Source organism: Aeromonas lacus (assembly GCF_000764665.1).
Lineage (GTDB): Bacteria > Pseudomonadota > Gammaproteobacteria > Enterobacterales > Aeromonadaceae > Aeromonas > Aeromonas lacus.
Map to the genome: position 1 here is coordinate 35,034 of NZ_JRGM01000179.1, position 15,048 is coordinate 50,081.

The window sequence follows — 15,048 nt, forward strand, 5'->3', positions numbered from 1 at the left end:
TGATGCTCTGGCCTCAGAGGCGAGCGAAATCGTTAAACAGCGCAATGCCCATCAATAACATCAGAATGGCGGCACCGATCCTGAAACCCACTTCCTGAATTCTCTCCGACACCGGTTTGCCAGTGACCGCTTCGATAAGGAAATAGACCAGATGGCCACCATCGAGCACCGGCAGGGGGAACAAGTTGATGATCCCCAGGTTGACGCTGATCAGCGCCAGAAAACTCAAGAAATAGACCAAACCGTAGTCGGCACTGCTGCCCGCCCCCTTGGCAATGGAGATGGGGCCGCTCAGATTGTCCAGCGACACTATGCCAGCAACCAGCTTGCCGATCATGTCAAAGGTGAGCGTGATCAGGCTCCAAGTCTTCTGGGCTCCCTGCCACAGGGCCTGCAAAGGGCCATACTGTAACAGAATTCGGTATTCATCCGGTAATGGAACCAGTTGCGGCGAGAGGCCGACAAAACCAACCAGTTTGCCCTGCACCTTTCTGGTATCCGGGGTCAGGGTCACATCAAGGTCGCGGTTGTTGCGCTCGACCACTACCTGCAGCGGCGCACCCGGTGCGTGCTGTACCAGTTCGACGAACTGGGCCCACTCGGTGATCTCCTGTTCGCCGACCCGCTTGATGCGATCGCCAACCTGCAAACCCGCCTTTTCACTGGCACTCTTGGCTACCACGGCCGACACCACTGGCAATACCTTGCCACCAAGGGGCACGATCCCCAAGCTGCCGATCGGGGATTCCCGGTCCGGATCAAACTTCCAGCTATCCAGCGACAGATTCTTGTCGGTGGCATAGCTGGTCTGAGGGGCTTTCACCTTGAGGGTGACCGACTGATCGCCCAGATGGCTCAGCAGGGCATAAGTGACGCTCTCCCAGTCGCCGGTCTGCTCATCACCGACCCCGACAATCTCCATGCCCGGCAGGATGCCAGCCTCGGCCACGATGGAAGCAGGACGTACCTCACCAATCACCGGTTTCACTGCCGGCACGCCGATCATGAACATCAGCCAGAGGGCAAACAGGGCAAAGACGAAGTTGGCTATGGGGCCAGCCGCAACGATGGCCATCCGGGCCCATACCGATTTGTGGTTGAAGGCATACTGCTCGTCACCGGGTTTGAGCTCATCCACCCGGCCATCCAGCATCTTGACGTAGCCACCCAACGGGATCAGGGCCAGCACGTATTCGGTGCCGTCCTTGCCAAGGCGACGCCAGATCGCCTTGCCAAAACCGATAGAAAAACGCTCAACCTTTACCCCGCAACGGCGGGCAACCCAGAAGTGGCCAAACTCGTGCACCGCGACCAGCAGGCCAAGGGCAACGACAAAGGCCCCGATATTCCACAACACACCGCCCATCAGCCAAGCTCCTCAATCAGGTGGCGAGCGCGAGCACGCGCAACTCCATCCAGGGCAAACAGATCGTCGAGGGAGCTCACGGCACTGCTCTCCAGCGCCAGCATAACCGCCTCGTTGATCCGGGCAATATCCATAAAGCCAATCCGCTCGGCCAGGAAGGCGGCAACCGCCTCTTCATTGGCCGCATTGAGCGCAGTGGTCGCAGCCTGTCCCTTGTGGCAGGCATTGATGGCCAGCGCCAGGCAGGGATAGCGATCGTAATCAGGCCGGATAAAGCTGAACTCTCCGACACTGAAGAAATCCAAAGGTTCCACGCTGGAAGGGATGCGATTGGGATAAGCCAGCGCATGGGCGATAGGAGTGCACATATCGGGGTTGCCGAGCTGCGCCAGCACGGAGCCATCCTTGTACTGCACCATGGAGTGGATCACCGACTGCGGGTGGATCACCACCTGGATCTGCTCGGGCGCCGCGTTGAACAGCCAGCGCGCCTCGATATACTCCAGCCCCTTGTTCATCATGGTGGCGGAGTCGACCGAGATCTTGGCCCCCATCGACCAGTTGGGGTGAGCGATGGCTTGCGCCGGCGTGACATGGGCCAGCTCGTCGACCTCGGTATAACGGAACGGGCCACCGGAACCGGTCAGCAGGATCTTGCTGATCCCCGCTGCAGCCAGATCGCAGAAACCGGGCTGGCGCTGCACGTGGGTCGGCAGGCACTGGAAGATGGCGTTATGTTCGCTGTCGATGGGCAGCAACTCGGCACCATGCTCACGCACGGCCTCCATGAAGAAGGCACCGGACATCACCAACGCCTCCTTGTTGGCCAGCAGAATACGCTTGCCGGCACGCACCGCGGCCATGGTGGGGGCGAGTCCGGCAGCACCGACGATGGCCGCCATCACACTGTGAGCATCGGGGTGAGCGGCTACGTCGCAGAGGGCGGCGGCACCAGACATGACCCGAGTCGCACTGCCGTGCGCTTGCAGACGATCGGCCAGCTCACGGGCAGCCTTTTCATCGACCATCACGGCAAAACGGGGGGAGAATTCGAGACAATCCCGCAACATGGCATCCACGTTGCGGGCGGCGGTCAACGCCAGTACTTGCCAACTGCCCGAGTTGTGGCGCAGCACCTTCAGGGTACTCTGACCAATGGAGCCGGACGCTCCCAGAATAACCAGAGACTTATGCATCAGAACTCCTGGCTGAGTAGCAGATAGCTGAGCAGGAACACCGGCAGGGCGGCCGTCAGGCTGTCGATCCGGTCGAGGATGCCGCCATGACCCGGCAGCAGGGAACCTGAATCCTTGATGCCAGCTTCACGCTTGAACATGCTCTCGGTCAGATCGCCTAACACCGAGGCCAGGACCGCCAGCAGCGAGCAGAACAGCACGATCCCCATCTTGGCGGGTACGAAGCCCATGAACCAGGTCACTCCCACCGCCAGCAGGCTGGCAGTAAAGAGACCGCCACACATCCCTTCGATGGTTTTACCCGGGCTCACGGATGGTGCCAGCTTGTGTTTACCGAACGCCTTGCCGAAAAAATACGCGCCAGAATCTGCCGCCCAGACCAGTCCCATGACGAACAGCAGGATCCAAGCCCCCATCATGGGGTCGTGATAGAAGTTGTAACCACGGATGGCCACCAGTGACCAGAAGAAGGGAACCAGAGTCACCAGACCAAACAGGGACTTGAGCCAGACCGACTCTTTCCACAGCTTGGCGCTTTGGGGATAGCGCAGCACCAGCAGCAAACCGAGCAGCCACCAGCTGACGGCAGTCCAGAGTACGCCCATCACCAGCGGATGCAAATGGGGAGTCCAGAGCTGCTCCACCGGCAGCCAAAACAGGCTGGCACCGAGCAGCAGGCAGAATACGATGGGTAACCATTGTTGCGGGGCGGCAGAGACAAAACCGCTCCATTCACGGCTGGCCAGCAAAAAGACCAGCGCAGCCAACAGGGCAAAAAACTTCAATGGCAGAAAGAAAAGCGCCCCCAATACCAGGGGGATCAACATCAAAGCAGTAATAATTCGTTGTTTTAGCAAAAGAAACCTCTCTCTTGGGAGCGGGGTTTAGCCGGTCTGCTGCTCGGCGATCAATTCCCGGATCTGTTCACCCGTACAGCCGAAGCGGCGTTCGCGGGCAACAAAGGAGGCAACGGCCTCACTGAACTCGGCCTCGTTGAAATCGGGCCACAACACCGGGGTAAAGTAGAGCTCGGCATAGGCGAGCTGCCATAAAACAAAATTGCTGATGCGATGGTCACCACCGGTACGGATCAGAAGATCCACCGGGGGCAGATCGGCCATGCATACCTCGCGGCCAAGCATGGACTCATCAATCTGGTCGGCCGACAATTCACCGGCCGCCACGGCAGTGGCCAGCTTGCGGGCCGCCTGGGCTATATCCCACTGGCCGCCATAGTTGGCCGCAATGTTCAGGGTCAAACCCTTGTTGTTGGCGGTCAGCGCTTCCGCCTTGGCAATCTTGGCCTGCAGCCGCTCGCTGAAGCGGGCGGTATCGCCGATCACCTTGAGCCGGATGCCGTTGCTGTGAAGCTTGCTCACTTCACGGCCCAGCACGGTAATGAAGAGCTCCATCAAGGCACTGACCTCCCCTTCCGGGCGACGCCAGTTCTCGCTGGAGAAGGCGAACAGGGTCAATGCTTCGATCTTGGCCCGGGCGGCAAAGGTCACCGCCTCACGCACCGACTTGACGCCAGCCTTGTGCCCATAGACCCGCATCTTGCCACGGTTCTGGGCCCAGCGGCCGTTGCCATCCATGATGATGGCGACGTGACGGGGCAAAGAGGTGTTGGCGCAATCACCCAACGCAGCCAAAAGCGACATGGTTTTCTCCCACAAAGACAAAAGCGCCGTGCAGGGGCACTACACGGCGCTCGTAATATACCTTTCAGGCGCTTAGATTTCCATTAGCTCCTTCTCCTTTGCAGCAAGGGCCTCATCGACCAGCTTGATGAAGGAGTCGGTCAGTTTCTGGATCTCTTCCTGGGCGCGACGGTCGTCGTCTTCGGAGATCTCTTTGTCCTTCAGCAGCGCTTTCAGATCGGCGTTGGCATCGCGACGGATGTTGCGCACGGCGACACGGGCGTTTTCCGCTTCACCACGAACAACCTTGGTCAGGTCGCGGCGACGCTCTTCGGTCAGCGGCGGCAGCGGCACACGCAGGCTCTGGCCGTTGCTGGAGGGGTTCAGGCCCAGATCGGAAGTCAGGATCGCTTTCTCTACCGCCTGGATCATGGAGCGGTCAAACACGGAGATGGAGAGGGTGCGAGAGTCTTCGGCTACCACGTTGGCCAGCTGCTTCAGCGGAGTGGCCGCACCGTAGTACTCAACCTGGATACCGTCGAGCAGGCTCGGGTGAGCACGGCCGGTACGGATCTTGGACATCTGGGTCTTGAGTGACTCGACACTCTTGCCCATGCGCTCCTTGGCGTCGTTTTTAATCTCGTTGATCACAGCGGTTTTCCTTTTGGCGAACGAGCCGCCACGCGGCTCGCATCTATCTTATTTGCTGACGTGATGGATCAGGGTACCTTCCGGCTCACCCATGATAACCCGGCGCAGGGCACCCGGTTTGTTCATGTTGAACACGCGGATCGGCAGATCATGGTCACGTGCCAGAGTAAAGGCAGCAAGATCCATCACCTTGAGCTCTTTTTCAAGAACTTCATCATAACTCAATTCATGATGCAGCACGGCATCCGGATTCTTGACCGGATCCTCGTTGTATACACCATCGACCTTGGTGGCTTTCAGCACCACGTCGGCTTCGATCTCGATCCCGCGCAGACAGGCCGCAGAATCGGTAGTAAAGAAGGGGTTGCCAGTACCGGCAGAGAAGATCACCACTTTGCCTGCACGCAGCTGGCTGATGGCTTCAGCCCAGACGTAGGAGTCACAGATCCCCTGCAGGGAGATGGCAGACATCAGACGGGCATTCACATAAGCACGATGCAGGGCATCACGCATGGCCAGACCGTTCATCACGGTTGCCAGCATACCCATGTGGTCGCCCACCACGCGGTTCATGCCCGCTTTGGCAAGACCGGCACCACGGAACAGGTTGCCGCCACCGATGACCAGACCGACCTGAACACCCAACTCAACCAGCTCCTTGATCTCTTGGGCCATCCGATCCAGCACCGCCGGATCAATGCCGAAACCCTCGGCGCCTTGCAGGGCTTCACCACTCAACTTCAGAAGAACACGTCTGTATGCAGGTTTGGGATTGGTACTCATGTCACTGATTCCTGGTCATATAAAGACCGCGACATAAGTCGCGGTCTGGGGAAACGGAAAAACCGGTTCGATTAGGCCTTCTGAGCGGCCGCGATTTGAGCTGCAACTTCAGCAGCGAAATCGGTCTCTTGCTTCTCGATGCCTTCGCCCACTTCGAAACGGGTGAAGGAGACAACGTCAGCGCCTTCTTTCTTCAGCAGCTCGGCAACAGTCATGGAAGGATCTTTCACGAACGGCTGACCAGTCAGGGAAACCTCACCGGTGAACTTCTTCATGCGGCCTTCAACCATCTTCTCGGCGATCTCTTTCGGCTTGCCGGAGTTGATGGCGATGTCGATCTGGATTTCGCGCTCTTTGGCAACGACGTCAGCGGAAACATCTTCCGGCTTGACGAACTGCGGGCTGTTGGCAGCTACGTGCATGGCCAGATCTTTGGCCAGCTCGTCGGTACCGCCAGTCAGCTTGGTGATAACACCGATGCGGGAACCGTGAACGTAGGTACCCAGGTTGTCACCTTCAACCAGCATCACGCGACGCAGGTTCATGTTCTCACCGATCTTGGCGATCAGGTTGGTGATGGTCAGCTCTACAGACTCACCGTTGCCGAAGTCAGCGGCTTTCAGCGCGTCAACGTCAGCAATTTTCTGGGTAGCAGCGATCTCGACGATCTTCTGACCCATGGCCAGGAAACCAGCATCCTTGGAAACGAAGTCAGTCTCGCAGTTCAGCTCGATCATGACGGCAACGTTGCCTTCGGTACGGGCGAAGATCACACCTTCAGCGGCGATACGGCCAGCTTTCTTGGCGGCTTTGGCCTGACCGGATTTACGCATGTTTTCGATGGCCAGCTCGATATCGCCGTTGGCCTCTTCCAGTGCTTTTTTGCAATCCATCATGCCAGCGGCGGTGCGCTCGCGCAGTTCTTTTACCAGGGCGGCAGAAATGTTTGCCATGTCCAGTATCCTCGGTCTTGAATTGACAAGAAACAGGGGCCACAAGGGCCCCTGCTAACCAATTACATCAGCTTGGTTAATAAGGGCTTTGCAGTCCTTATCAATTACTCAGCTTCAACGAAGCCATCTTGTTCAGCTTGAACAACGATGTCCTGAGCGCGAGCTTCCAGTACGGTGTCAGCAGCAGCATTCAGGTACAGCTGAACAGCACGGATAGCGTCGTCGTTACCCGGGATGACGTAATCAACGCCGTCCGGGTTGGAGTTGGTATCAACGATGGAAACTACCGGGATACCCAGGTTGTTGGCTTCTTTGATAGCGATGTGCTCGTGGTCGGCATCGACAACGAACAGAACGTCAGGCAGGCCGCCCATGTTCTTGATACCACCCAGGCTCTTCTCCAGCTTTTCCATTTCGCGAGTACGCATCAGCGCCTCTTTCTTGGTCAGCTTGTCGAAGGTACCGTCTTGGCTCTGGGTTTCCAGATCTTTCAGGCGCTTGATGGACTGACGAACGGTTTTCCAGTTGGTCAGCATGCCGCCCAGCCAGCGGTGGTTAACATAGAACTGGTCGCAACGTTCAGCGGCTTCTTTTACGGCTTCAGACGCGGCACGCTTGGTACCTACGAACAGTACCTTGCCTTTCTTGGCAGCTACGGAGCTGATGAAGTTCATGGCATCGTCAAACATCGGAACGGTTTTTTCCAAGTTGATGATGTGAACTTTGCTGCGGGCACCGAAGATGTAGGATTTCATTTTCGGGTTCCAGTAACGAGTCTGGTGACCGAAGTGAACGCCGGCTTGCAGCATGTCGCGCATAGAAACTTTAGCCATTTTATACCTCTATTGGGGTTAGGCCTCCACACATCCCATATAACCGACCCGTTAAGGCACCCCGGCATATGTGTCGATGTGTGTGTGTTGTTTAAGTAAGGGTGATGAAATCGGGACGCAAGTTCCCCATTCCGGCGCGCTTTATATCATAACTTTGGCCACGACACCACCGGAGCGAGGCTAAACGACTGCTAAATATGGATCCCGTCAACGGAGGTTGCGACTGCCATTTGACGTTGTGATGACAATCACACTGGAAGTACGAAGGGGTTGCGGATAAAATTTTGGCCTGATTGCAAACGCATCTATTTTTCATTACCTGTCCAGCCTGCCCTCGCAGGCCCGGTGGCAGGCCGCAAGAGAGATCCCATGTCCATTAAAATCAAGACACCGGAAGAGATTGAAAAGATGCGCGTTGCCGGCCAATTGGCCGCCGATGTGCTGGTCATGATTGCGCCCCATGTCAAAGCAGGCGTCACCACTGACGAACTGAACACCCTTTGCCACAACTACATCGTTGATGTGCAGCAGGCCATCCCTGCCCCGCTCAACTACCATGGCTTTCCCAAATCCATCTGCACCTCGGTGAACGATGTGATCTGCCACGGCATCCCGAACCACAAGAAGCTGCGTGATGGCGACATCATCAACCTCGATATCACCGTCATCAAGGATGGCTACCACGGCGATACCTCCGCCATGTTCATCGTGGGCGAGACCACCCCGCTGCGTCGTCAGCTCTGCAAGGTTGCGCAAGAGAGCCTCTACGCCGCCATCAAGAAGGTGCGCCCGGGTGCCTGCATCACCGAAATTGGCGCTGTTATCCAGCCCATCGTCGAGAAGGCAAGCTTCTCCGTGGTGCGCGACTACTGTGGCCACGGTATCGGTGCCGAATTCCACGAAGAGCCGCAGATCCTCCACTACCGCAACGGCGGCAAGCTGGAGCTGAAAGCGGGCATGTGCTTCACCATCGAGCCGATGGTCAACAGCAAGAAGTACCACTGCAAGGTCAATCCGAAGGATGGCTGGACCGTCACCACCAAGGATGGCGGCGACTCAGCCCAGTGGGAACACACCCTGCTGGTGACCGAGGATGGCTGCGAAGTGCTGACCCTGCGTCCCGACGACACTATCGACCGCTTCATCAAACACAGCTAACATCGAACCCCGGCCCTTAGCGAAAAGCGCCGGGGTTTTTACTGCCCGTTTCAGCCATATGCCTGCCACTTGTGTGTGAGATGCCATGGACGCCAGCCTGCTTTCCCCCCATCTGTTACCCGACGACCAGCTCACCCGCGACAACTGCAAAGAGTACCTGAGCCGCTTTCTCGGCTGGCTGCACGCCCGCTTCGATGCTGGTGACAACATCATCGAGCTGGTTGCCACCCGCTCCGAATACATGGATCAACTGCTCTGCCGCCTCTGGCAGAAGTTTGGCTTCGACAAGAGCGATCTCACCCTGATCGCGGTGGGGGGTTATGGCCGTGGCGAACTGCACCCCCACTCCGATATCGACCTGCTGATCCTCTATGACGGCGACGAGCTGGACGAAGTGCTGGGGCTGCGCATCGGCGAGTTCATCACCCTTTTGTGGGATCTCAAGCTGGAGGTGGGTCAGGCGGTGCGCAACGTGGCGGAGTGCATCGAGCAGGGCAAGGCCGACATCACGGTGGCCACCAACCTGATCGAGGCGCGCTACATCACCGGTCGCAAGGAGGGTTTCCGGCAACTCAAGGAGGCTACCGGCCCCCAGCACTTCTGGCCGAGCGAAGCCTTCTTTCGCGCCAAGCGCCAGGAGCAGGCGGAGCGACACCAGCAGTTTCTCGGTACCGCCTACAAGCTGGAGCCGGATCTCAAGTGCAATCCGGGCGGCCTGCGCGACATCCAGACCCTCGCCTGGGTCGCCCGTCGCCACTTCGGCGCCACCACCCTGTTCGAGATGACCAGTCACGGCTTCCTCAACCGCGCCGAGTACCGCGAGCTGCTCGACTGCCAGAATTTCCTCTGGAAGGTGCGCTTTGCCCTGCACATGGCCATCAACAAGGGCGACAACCGCCTGCTGTTCGACCGCCAGCGCACCGTGGCCCAGATGCTGGGCTTCGAGGGGGAAGGTAACGCGCCGATCGAGCAGATGATGAAGCGCTTCTACCAGACGGTGCGGCGGGTTGCCGAGCTCAACGAGATGCTGCTGCAACTGTTTGACGAGGCGATTCTTGGCAACAGCGCCATGGATGTGCGCCGCCTCTCCGACGAGTTCCAGCTCCGTGGCCGCCTCATCGATGCAGTAGATGCTGAGCTGTTCGCCCGCGAGCCCGCCGCCATCCTGCGCCTCTTCTACCAGATGGCCCAGCATCCCGAGATTGCCGGTATCCACTCCGCCACCCTGCGCCAGCTGCGCGAAGCGCGGCGCAAGCTCAACTGCTGGCTGCAGGATCTGCCGGAGTGCCGCCGCCTGTTCATGGCGCTGCTGCGCCACCCCAACGGCATCGGCCTGCCGATGAGCCTGATGCACAAGTACGGTATTCTGGCGGCCTATCTGCCGCAGTGGAACCTGATCGTCGGCCAGATGCAGTTCGACATGTTCCACGCCTACACGGTCGATGAGCACACCCATCGGCTGCTCAAGAACATTCACGGCTTTCCCAACCCGGCCAACCGCCAGAGTCACCCGCTCTGCCACGAGGTGTTCACCCGGCTACGCAAACCGGAACTGCTCAGTATCGCCGCCCTGTTCCACGATATCGCCAAGGGGCGACGTGGCGATCATTCGGAACTTGGCGCCGTCGATGCGCTGGAATTCTGCCAGCTGCACGGCCTCGATCGCTACGAGAGCCGGCTGGTCGCCTGGCTGGTGCGCCACCATCTGCTGATGTCGGTCACCGCCCAGCGCCGCGATATCTATGACCCCGATGTGGTTACCGACTTTGCCCAGAAGGTGCGCGACGAGCAGCATCTCGACCTGCTCTACTGCCTCACCGTAGCCGATATCTGCGCCACCAACGACACCCTCTGGAACGACTGGAAGGGCACCCTGCTGCGCGAGCTCTACTTCGCTACCCAGAAGGCGCTGCGCCAGGGGCTGGAGAATCCGCCCGACATGCGACTGCGCATTCGCGAGAACCAGCGCCAAGCCAAACAGCTGCTGGCGCAGCGCGACGTGCCGGAAGAAGCCATCAACCAGCTCTGGGGCGACTTCAAGGCCGATTACTTCCTGCGCCACAGCCCGGAACAGATCGCCTGGCACTGCCGCCACATTGTCGAGCATGGCGATAACCCGGCACCGCTGGTGCTGATCGGCAAACACCCGACCCGCGGTGGCAGCGAGGTGTTCATCTACTGCCGCGATACGCCGAACCTGTTTGCCACCGTCGCCTCGGCGCTGGATCAGAAGAACCTCAACATCCACGACGCCCAGATCATGAACTCGCGCAGCAACTTCGTGCTCGATACCTTTGTGGTGCTTGAGCCCAACGGCGAACCCATCAGCCCCAACCGCACCGCCACCATCAAGAAGGCGCTGGAGAAGGCGCTGCAGGAGCCAGGCAAACTGGTGCTGCGCAACAAGCCGCTGTCGCGGCGCCACCGCCAGTTCAGCGTGCCGACCCGGGTGGTCTTCCTGCCCCATAAAGGGGAGAGCCGCCACACTTTGATGGAGCTGACCGCCCTCGATACTCCCGGCCTGCTGGCGCGGATCGGTGCAGTATTCCAGCAGTGTGGCCTGTCGCTGCACGCCGCCAAGATCGCCACCTTCGGCGAACGGGTCGAGGACTTTTTCAGTCTGACCAGCCTTGATGGCGAGCCATTGACGGCGGAGCAGCAACTGCAGCTGGAAGAGCGGCTGGTACATCAGCTCAATCCGCAGCAATTTGTCATGGAGTGAGTGCAATCTGATTCGAAAGAGGCTGTTTTCACCTCCGTTTTCCCATACCAAACAAATGGTTGGCTGGGAAATATGAAAGAAATGGTCGCTGGCCGGAAGAATTCCGGTCAGCCACTTAAAAACAGTCGGAAAAGTGTGATACAACAAACAGAATTTTTTAAAGGAAACCTGTCATGACCGAGTTGCAACAGATCATTGAAGCGGCCTTCGAGCGCCGCGACACCATTACCCCGAGCACTGTGGACAGCGCTACCAAATCCGCCATCCTGCAAGTCATCGAGCTGCTGGACTCCGGCAAGGCCCGGGTTGCCGAGAAGATCGCCGGTGAGTGGGTTGTTCATCAGTGGCTGAAGAAGGCGGTACTGCTCTCGTTCCGTATCAACGACAACGGCATCATCAAGGGCGACGACGCCCAGTACTACGACAAGGTTCCCCTCAAGTTCTCCAACTACACCGAAGAGCAGTTCAAGGCTGCCGGTGTACGCGTGGTGCCGCCGGCGACCGCCCGCAAAGGCTCCTTTATCGCCCCCAATACCGTGCTGATGCCCTCCTACGTCAATATCGGCGCCTACGTTGACGAAGGCACCATGGTCGACACCTGGGCCACCGTCGGTTCCTGCGCCCAGATCGGCAAAAACGTGCACCTCTCCGGCGGTGTCGGCATCGGTGGTGTACTGGAGCCGCTGCAGGCCAACCCGACCATCATCGAAGACAACTGCTTTATCGGTGCCCGCTCCGAAGTGGTTGAAGGGGTTATCGTCGAGGAAGGTTCCGTCATCTCCATGGGCGTCTTCATCGGCCAGTCCACCCGCATCTATGACCGCGAAACCGGCGAAATCCACTACGGCCGCGTACCGGCTGGCTCCGTGGTCGTCTCCGGCTCCCTGCCCTCCAAGTGCGGCAAGTACAGCCTCTACGCCGCCGTGATCGTCAAGAAGGTGGATGCCAAGACCCGCGCCAAGGTCGGCATCAACGCCCTGCTGCGCTCCATCGACGAGTAAGCCGTTTTGCTGTGAGTTAAAGGGCGCCTGATGGCGCCCTTTTGATTTTGGCGCCGCTGTCACAGGCAAGCACCACAAGCTCGGTTAAGATAGATGGGACAGGATCGTTTCAAACCGAGGAAGCCTGATGTACGAGAATCTCAAGAGCCTGGGGATCCAGGATCCCGCCTCCGTCGACAGCTACACCCTGCGCCAGGAGGCCAACCACGACATCCTCAAGATCTACTTCAAGAAGCAGAAGGGCGAGTTCTTCGCCAAGAGTGTCAAATTCAAATACCCGCGCCAGCGCAAAACCATGCTGGTCGACTCGGGCACCCACGAGTACAAGGATGTCACCGAGATCAACGCCAACCTGAAATACGTGGTGGACGAGCTCGACAGCCTGACCCAGGGCGTTCATGTTCATGCCGACCCGGACATCAAGCAGAAGATCCTGCGCGACTTGCGCCATCTGGAGAAGGTAGTGCAGAACAAGATCAGCGAGATTGAGCGGGATCTGGAGAAACTCTAACCCTCCCCCATTGCTTAAAGAGCGCCCGATGTGGCGCTCTTTTTATTGCCGCGTACCAGCAATACCTGTCCACAGCTTCACGATGGACTCATTGACCTGCGCCCAAACTGAATACAAAAAGAAGAGGGAGGCTTGCGCCTCCCTCTTCCGGAACCTGATGTCAGGCAACTGAATTAGTTGCTCTTCATCCAGATGTCCATATCGGTTTTCAGGTTGTCGGACTTGGTACCGAAGATGGCTTGTACGCCGGAACCAGCCACTACCACACCGGCAGCACCCAGTTTCTTCAGACCAGCCTGGTCAACCTTGGCTACATCTTTCACGCCAACACGCAGACGGGTGATGCAGGCATCCAGAGAAGCGATGTTCTCTTTACCACCGAAGGCAGCAACCAGAGCGGCAGACATTTCGTCCTTGCCTTGACCAACAGTGGACTCGGTGCTCTCGTCTTCACGACCCGGAGTTTTCAGGTTCATGGCACGGATAACGAAGCTGAATACCACGTAGTAGATGGCAGCGTATACCAGACCCAGACCAACCAACAGCATCATGTGGCTGGCACGCGGGGACTGAACAACGAAGTCGATGAAACCGTTGGAGAAGGTGTGACCGTGTACGATACCCAGAGTGTTGGTCAGCACGTAAGCCAGACCAGCCAGTACAGCGTGGATGGCGTACAGAACCGGAGCAACGAACAGGAAGGAGAACTCGATCGGCTCGGTAATACCGGTCAGGAAAGAGGTCAGGGCTGCAGAGGCCATGATACCCACTACCTTGGCGCGGTTTTCCGGCTTGGCAGCGTGAGCGATGGCAAACGCAGCAGCAGGCAGACCGAACATTTTGAACAGGTAGCCACCAGCCAGCTGACCGAAGCCGTTACCGGCAGCGCGGGACGCGTCATCAGCGGTCAGGAAGCAGGTCATGATACCGTGAACAGTTTCACCGGCACCGTTGACGCAGGTACCAGCCTGATAGAAGAACGGTACGTTCCAAATGTGGTGCAGACCGAACGGGATCAGAGAGCGCTCAACCACACCGTAGATACCGAAGGCCAGTACCGGGTTCTGGTTGGCAGCCCAGTCAGAGAAGGCACCGATAGCGCCACCTACAGGCGGCCAAATTACGGAGAGGATGACACCCAGACCGATAGAGAGGAAACCGGTGATGATGGGTACGGCACGCTTGCCGGCGAAGAAACCCAGATACTCGGGCAGCTGGATCTTGTAGAAGCGGTTGAAGGCCCAGGCAGCGATACCACCGGCCAGGATACCACCCAGCACACCGGTCTCGATGGTTTCAACACCCATCACAGGTGCCATTACCTTCAGAGTCGCGACCATGATGCCGTAGCCAACGATGGCAGACAGACCGGATACACCGTCGTTATTGGTAAAGCCAAGGGCTACACCCACTGCGAACAGCAGGGCCATCTGGCCAAATACGGAACCACCGGCCTGTTCCATCAACTGGGAAACAATTTCCGGCATCCAGCTGAAGTGGGCAGCACCCACCCCCAACAGAATACCTGCAACTGGCAGGACTGATACTGGCAGCATCAGCGCCTTACCAACCTTTTGCAGATTAGCGAAAGCATTTTTCAACATTGTGTGCGCTCCTGAATGGATTGTCGTCCCTGAACGATTTATTAGGATGAACTAACGACTCTTCATCGAAATATTATCGAATGGGGTTTGCTTATTTTGACCATCAGAATATAACCCAGCGGGTCGTAAATTTCTGCTTTCGATGCGAGAGGAATATTGATTTTGGAGGGGAGATCACAACTTGTTCTGGAGGCGGAATTACATATATTTGGTGAACGCAGTTCGGCACAATTACTCTATTACACTTAAATATAAAATACAGTTTCGCTTTGTATTTTTATTATTCCAAACAATACACACAGAAACAGCATGTAACTCAATGTAACAAGCTCATTCTCTATTATTACAGTTTACCGATTAAAAAGGCCTCCAACAAGGGAGGCCTTAATAAATATAGTGCTCACTCAAATTTGCTTGAGCTTATTTTTGCGAGCGCTTCACCGCATCGACAAATACCTGTTTCGCTTTGGTCGACCCTGCACGTTCGGCTTCATTGACCAGCTGCATCGCCTTGTCGATATCGCCCGCTTTCACCGCCTTCTCGATCTGGGATTGATAGAAGGCTTCGGTTTCACTCAGCATGGCCGGAACCGGTTTGGCGGGGGCGGGGGCTGCGGCTCTTGTTGCAAC

13 protein-coding genes and 1 pseudogene are annotated in these 15,048 nt (G+C 57.7%); 4 read left to right on the plus strand and 10 right to left on the minus strand.

Annotated elements, in window-relative coordinates:
* Positions 1-13 precede the first annotated feature (13 nt).
* From rseP to rpsB, 8 genes are all read right to left on the minus strand, one after another.
* Positions 14-1,366, minus strand: coding sequence for a sigma E protease regulator RseP (gene rseP / locus LG31_RS0119635; protein ID WP_033116090.1), 1,353 nt, complete (start codon positions 1,364-1,366; stop codon positions 14-16).
* Positions 1,366-2,562: a 1-deoxy-D-xylulose-5-phosphate reductoisomerase gene (gene ispC / locus LG31_RS0119640; protein WP_033116091.1), complete on the minus strand. Its 1,197-nt coding sequence runs from the start codon at positions 2,560-2,562 to the stop codon at positions 1,366-1,368. Before ispC ends, rseP begins: the two co-directional genes overlap by 1 nt.
* A complete protein-coding gene (locus LG31_RS0119645; protein ID WP_033116092.1) occupies positions 2,562-3,419 on the minus strand; it encodes a phosphatidate cytidylyltransferase in 858 nt (285 codons plus the stop codon). The genes ispC and LG31_RS0119645 overlap by 1 nt, the downstream gene beginning before the upstream one ends.
* A 27-nt stretch (positions 3,420-3,446) precedes the next feature.
* Positions 3,447-4,223, minus strand: coding sequence for a polyprenyl diphosphate synthase (gene uppS, locus LG31_RS0119650; protein ID WP_033116093.1), 777 nt, complete (start codon positions 4,221-4,223; stop codon positions 3,447-3,449).
* A gap of 72 nt (positions 4,224-4,295) precedes the next feature.
* Complete coding sequence (gene frr / locus LG31_RS0119655) at positions 4,296-4,853, minus strand: ribosome recycling factor (RefSeq protein WP_033116094.1); 558 nt, start codon at positions 4,851-4,853, stop codon at positions 4,296-4,298.
* Between the two features lie 48 nt (positions 4,854-4,901).
* Positions 4,902-5,636, minus strand: a complete 735-nt coding sequence (gene pyrH, locus LG31_RS0119660; protein WP_033116095.1) for a UMP kinase — start codon at positions 5,634-5,636, stop codon at positions 4,902-4,904.
* A 71-nt stretch (positions 5,637-5,707) separates the two neighbouring features.
* Complete coding sequence (gene tsf, locus LG31_RS0119665; RefSeq protein WP_033116096.1) at positions 5,708-6,589, minus strand: translation elongation factor Ts; 882 nt, start codon at positions 6,587-6,589, stop codon at positions 5,708-5,710.
* A gap of 104 nt (positions 6,590-6,693) precedes the next feature.
* Positions 6,694-7,422 carry a 30S ribosomal protein S2 gene (gene rpsB, locus LG31_RS0119670; RefSeq protein ID WP_005303470.1) on the minus strand — a complete coding sequence of 243 codons (729 nt, stop codon included), beginning with the start codon at positions 7,420-7,422 and terminating at the stop codon, positions 6,694-6,696.
* Between the two features lie 369 nt (positions 7,423-7,791).
* On the opposite strand from rpsB, the gene map reads away from it, so the two are divergent.
* The 4 genes from map to LG31_RS0119690 all read left to right on the plus strand — a co-directional run bounded on the left by map (position 7,792) and on the right by LG31_RS0119690 (position 12,814).
* A complete protein-coding gene (map, locus tag LG31_RS0119675; protein WP_033116097.1) occupies positions 7,792-8,580 on the plus strand; it encodes a type I methionyl aminopeptidase in 789 nt (262 codons plus the stop codon).
* Positions 8,581-8,665: 85 nt separating this feature from the next.
* Positions 8,666-11,302, plus strand: coding sequence for a bifunctional uridylyltransferase/uridylyl-removing protein GlnD (glnD, locus tag LG31_RS0119680; protein WP_033116098.1), 2,637 nt, complete (start codon positions 8,666-8,668; stop codon positions 11,300-11,302).
* Between the two features lie 173 nt (positions 11,303-11,475).
* Positions 11,476-12,303: a 2,3,4,5-tetrahydropyridine-2,6-dicarboxylate N-succinyltransferase gene (gene dapD / locus LG31_RS0119685; RefSeq protein ID WP_033116099.1), complete on the plus strand. Its 828-nt coding sequence runs from the start codon at positions 11,476-11,478 to the stop codon at positions 12,301-12,303.
* Between the two features lie 127 nt (positions 12,304-12,430).
* Positions 12,431-12,814, plus strand: a complete 384-nt coding sequence (locus LG31_RS0119690; protein ID WP_033116100.1) for a DUF3461 family protein — start codon at positions 12,431-12,433, stop codon at positions 12,812-12,814.
* A 173-nt stretch (positions 12,815-12,987) separates the two neighbouring features.
* Here the strand turns inward: LG31_RS0119690 and ptsG are convergent, their stop codons facing one another.
* Complete coding sequence (gene ptsG, locus LG31_RS0119695) at positions 12,988-14,418, minus strand: PTS glucose transporter subunit IIBC (protein WP_033116101.1); 1,431 nt, start codon at positions 14,416-14,418, stop codon at positions 12,988-12,990.
* A gap of 420 nt (positions 14,419-14,838) precedes the next feature.
* Positions 14,839-15,048: pseudogene (locus tag LG31_RS20675) on the minus strand (MalM family protein); the annotation flags it as partial.

Coding starts and splice junctions, on each gene's coding strand:
- glnD (WP_033116098.1), top strand. CDS start 8,666: ATGGACGCCAGCCTGCTTTCCCCCCATCTGTTACCCGACGACCAGCTC.
- dapD (WP_033116099.1), top strand. CDS start 11,476: ATGACCGAGTTGCAACAGATCATTGAAGCGGCCTTCGAGCGCCGCGAC.
- LG31_RS0119690 (WP_033116100.1), top strand. CDS start 12,431: ATGTACGAGAATCTCAAGAGCCTGGGGATCCAGGATCCCGCCTCCGTC.
- ispC (WP_033116091.1), bottom strand. CDS start 2,562: ATGCATAAGTCTCTGGTTATTCTGGGAGCGTCCGGCTCCATTGGTCAG.
- ptsG (WP_033116101.1), bottom strand. CDS start 14,418: ATGTTGAAAAATGCTTTCGCTAATCTGCAAAAGGTTGGTAAGGCGCTG.
- map (WP_033116097.1), top strand. CDS start 7,792: ATGTCCATTAAAATCAAGACACCGGAAGAGATTGAAAAGATGCGCGTT.
- tsf (WP_033116096.1), bottom strand. CDS start 6,589: ATGGCAAACATTTCTGCCGCCCTGGTAAAAGAACTGCGCGAGCGCACC.
- uppS (WP_033116093.1), bottom strand. CDS start 4,223: ATGTCGCTTTTGGCTGCGTTGGGTGATTGCGCCAACACCTCTTTGCCC.
- pyrH (WP_033116095.1), bottom strand. CDS start 5,636: ATGAGTACCAATCCCAAACCTGCATACAGACGTGTTCTTCTGAAGTTG.
- rpsB (WP_005303470.1), bottom strand. CDS start 7,422: ATGGCTAAAGTTTCTATGCGCGACATGCTGCAAGCCGGCGTTCACTTC.
- rseP (WP_033116090.1), bottom strand. CDS start 1,366: ATGGGCGGTGTGTTGTGGAATATCGGGGCCTTTGTCGTTGCCCTTGGC.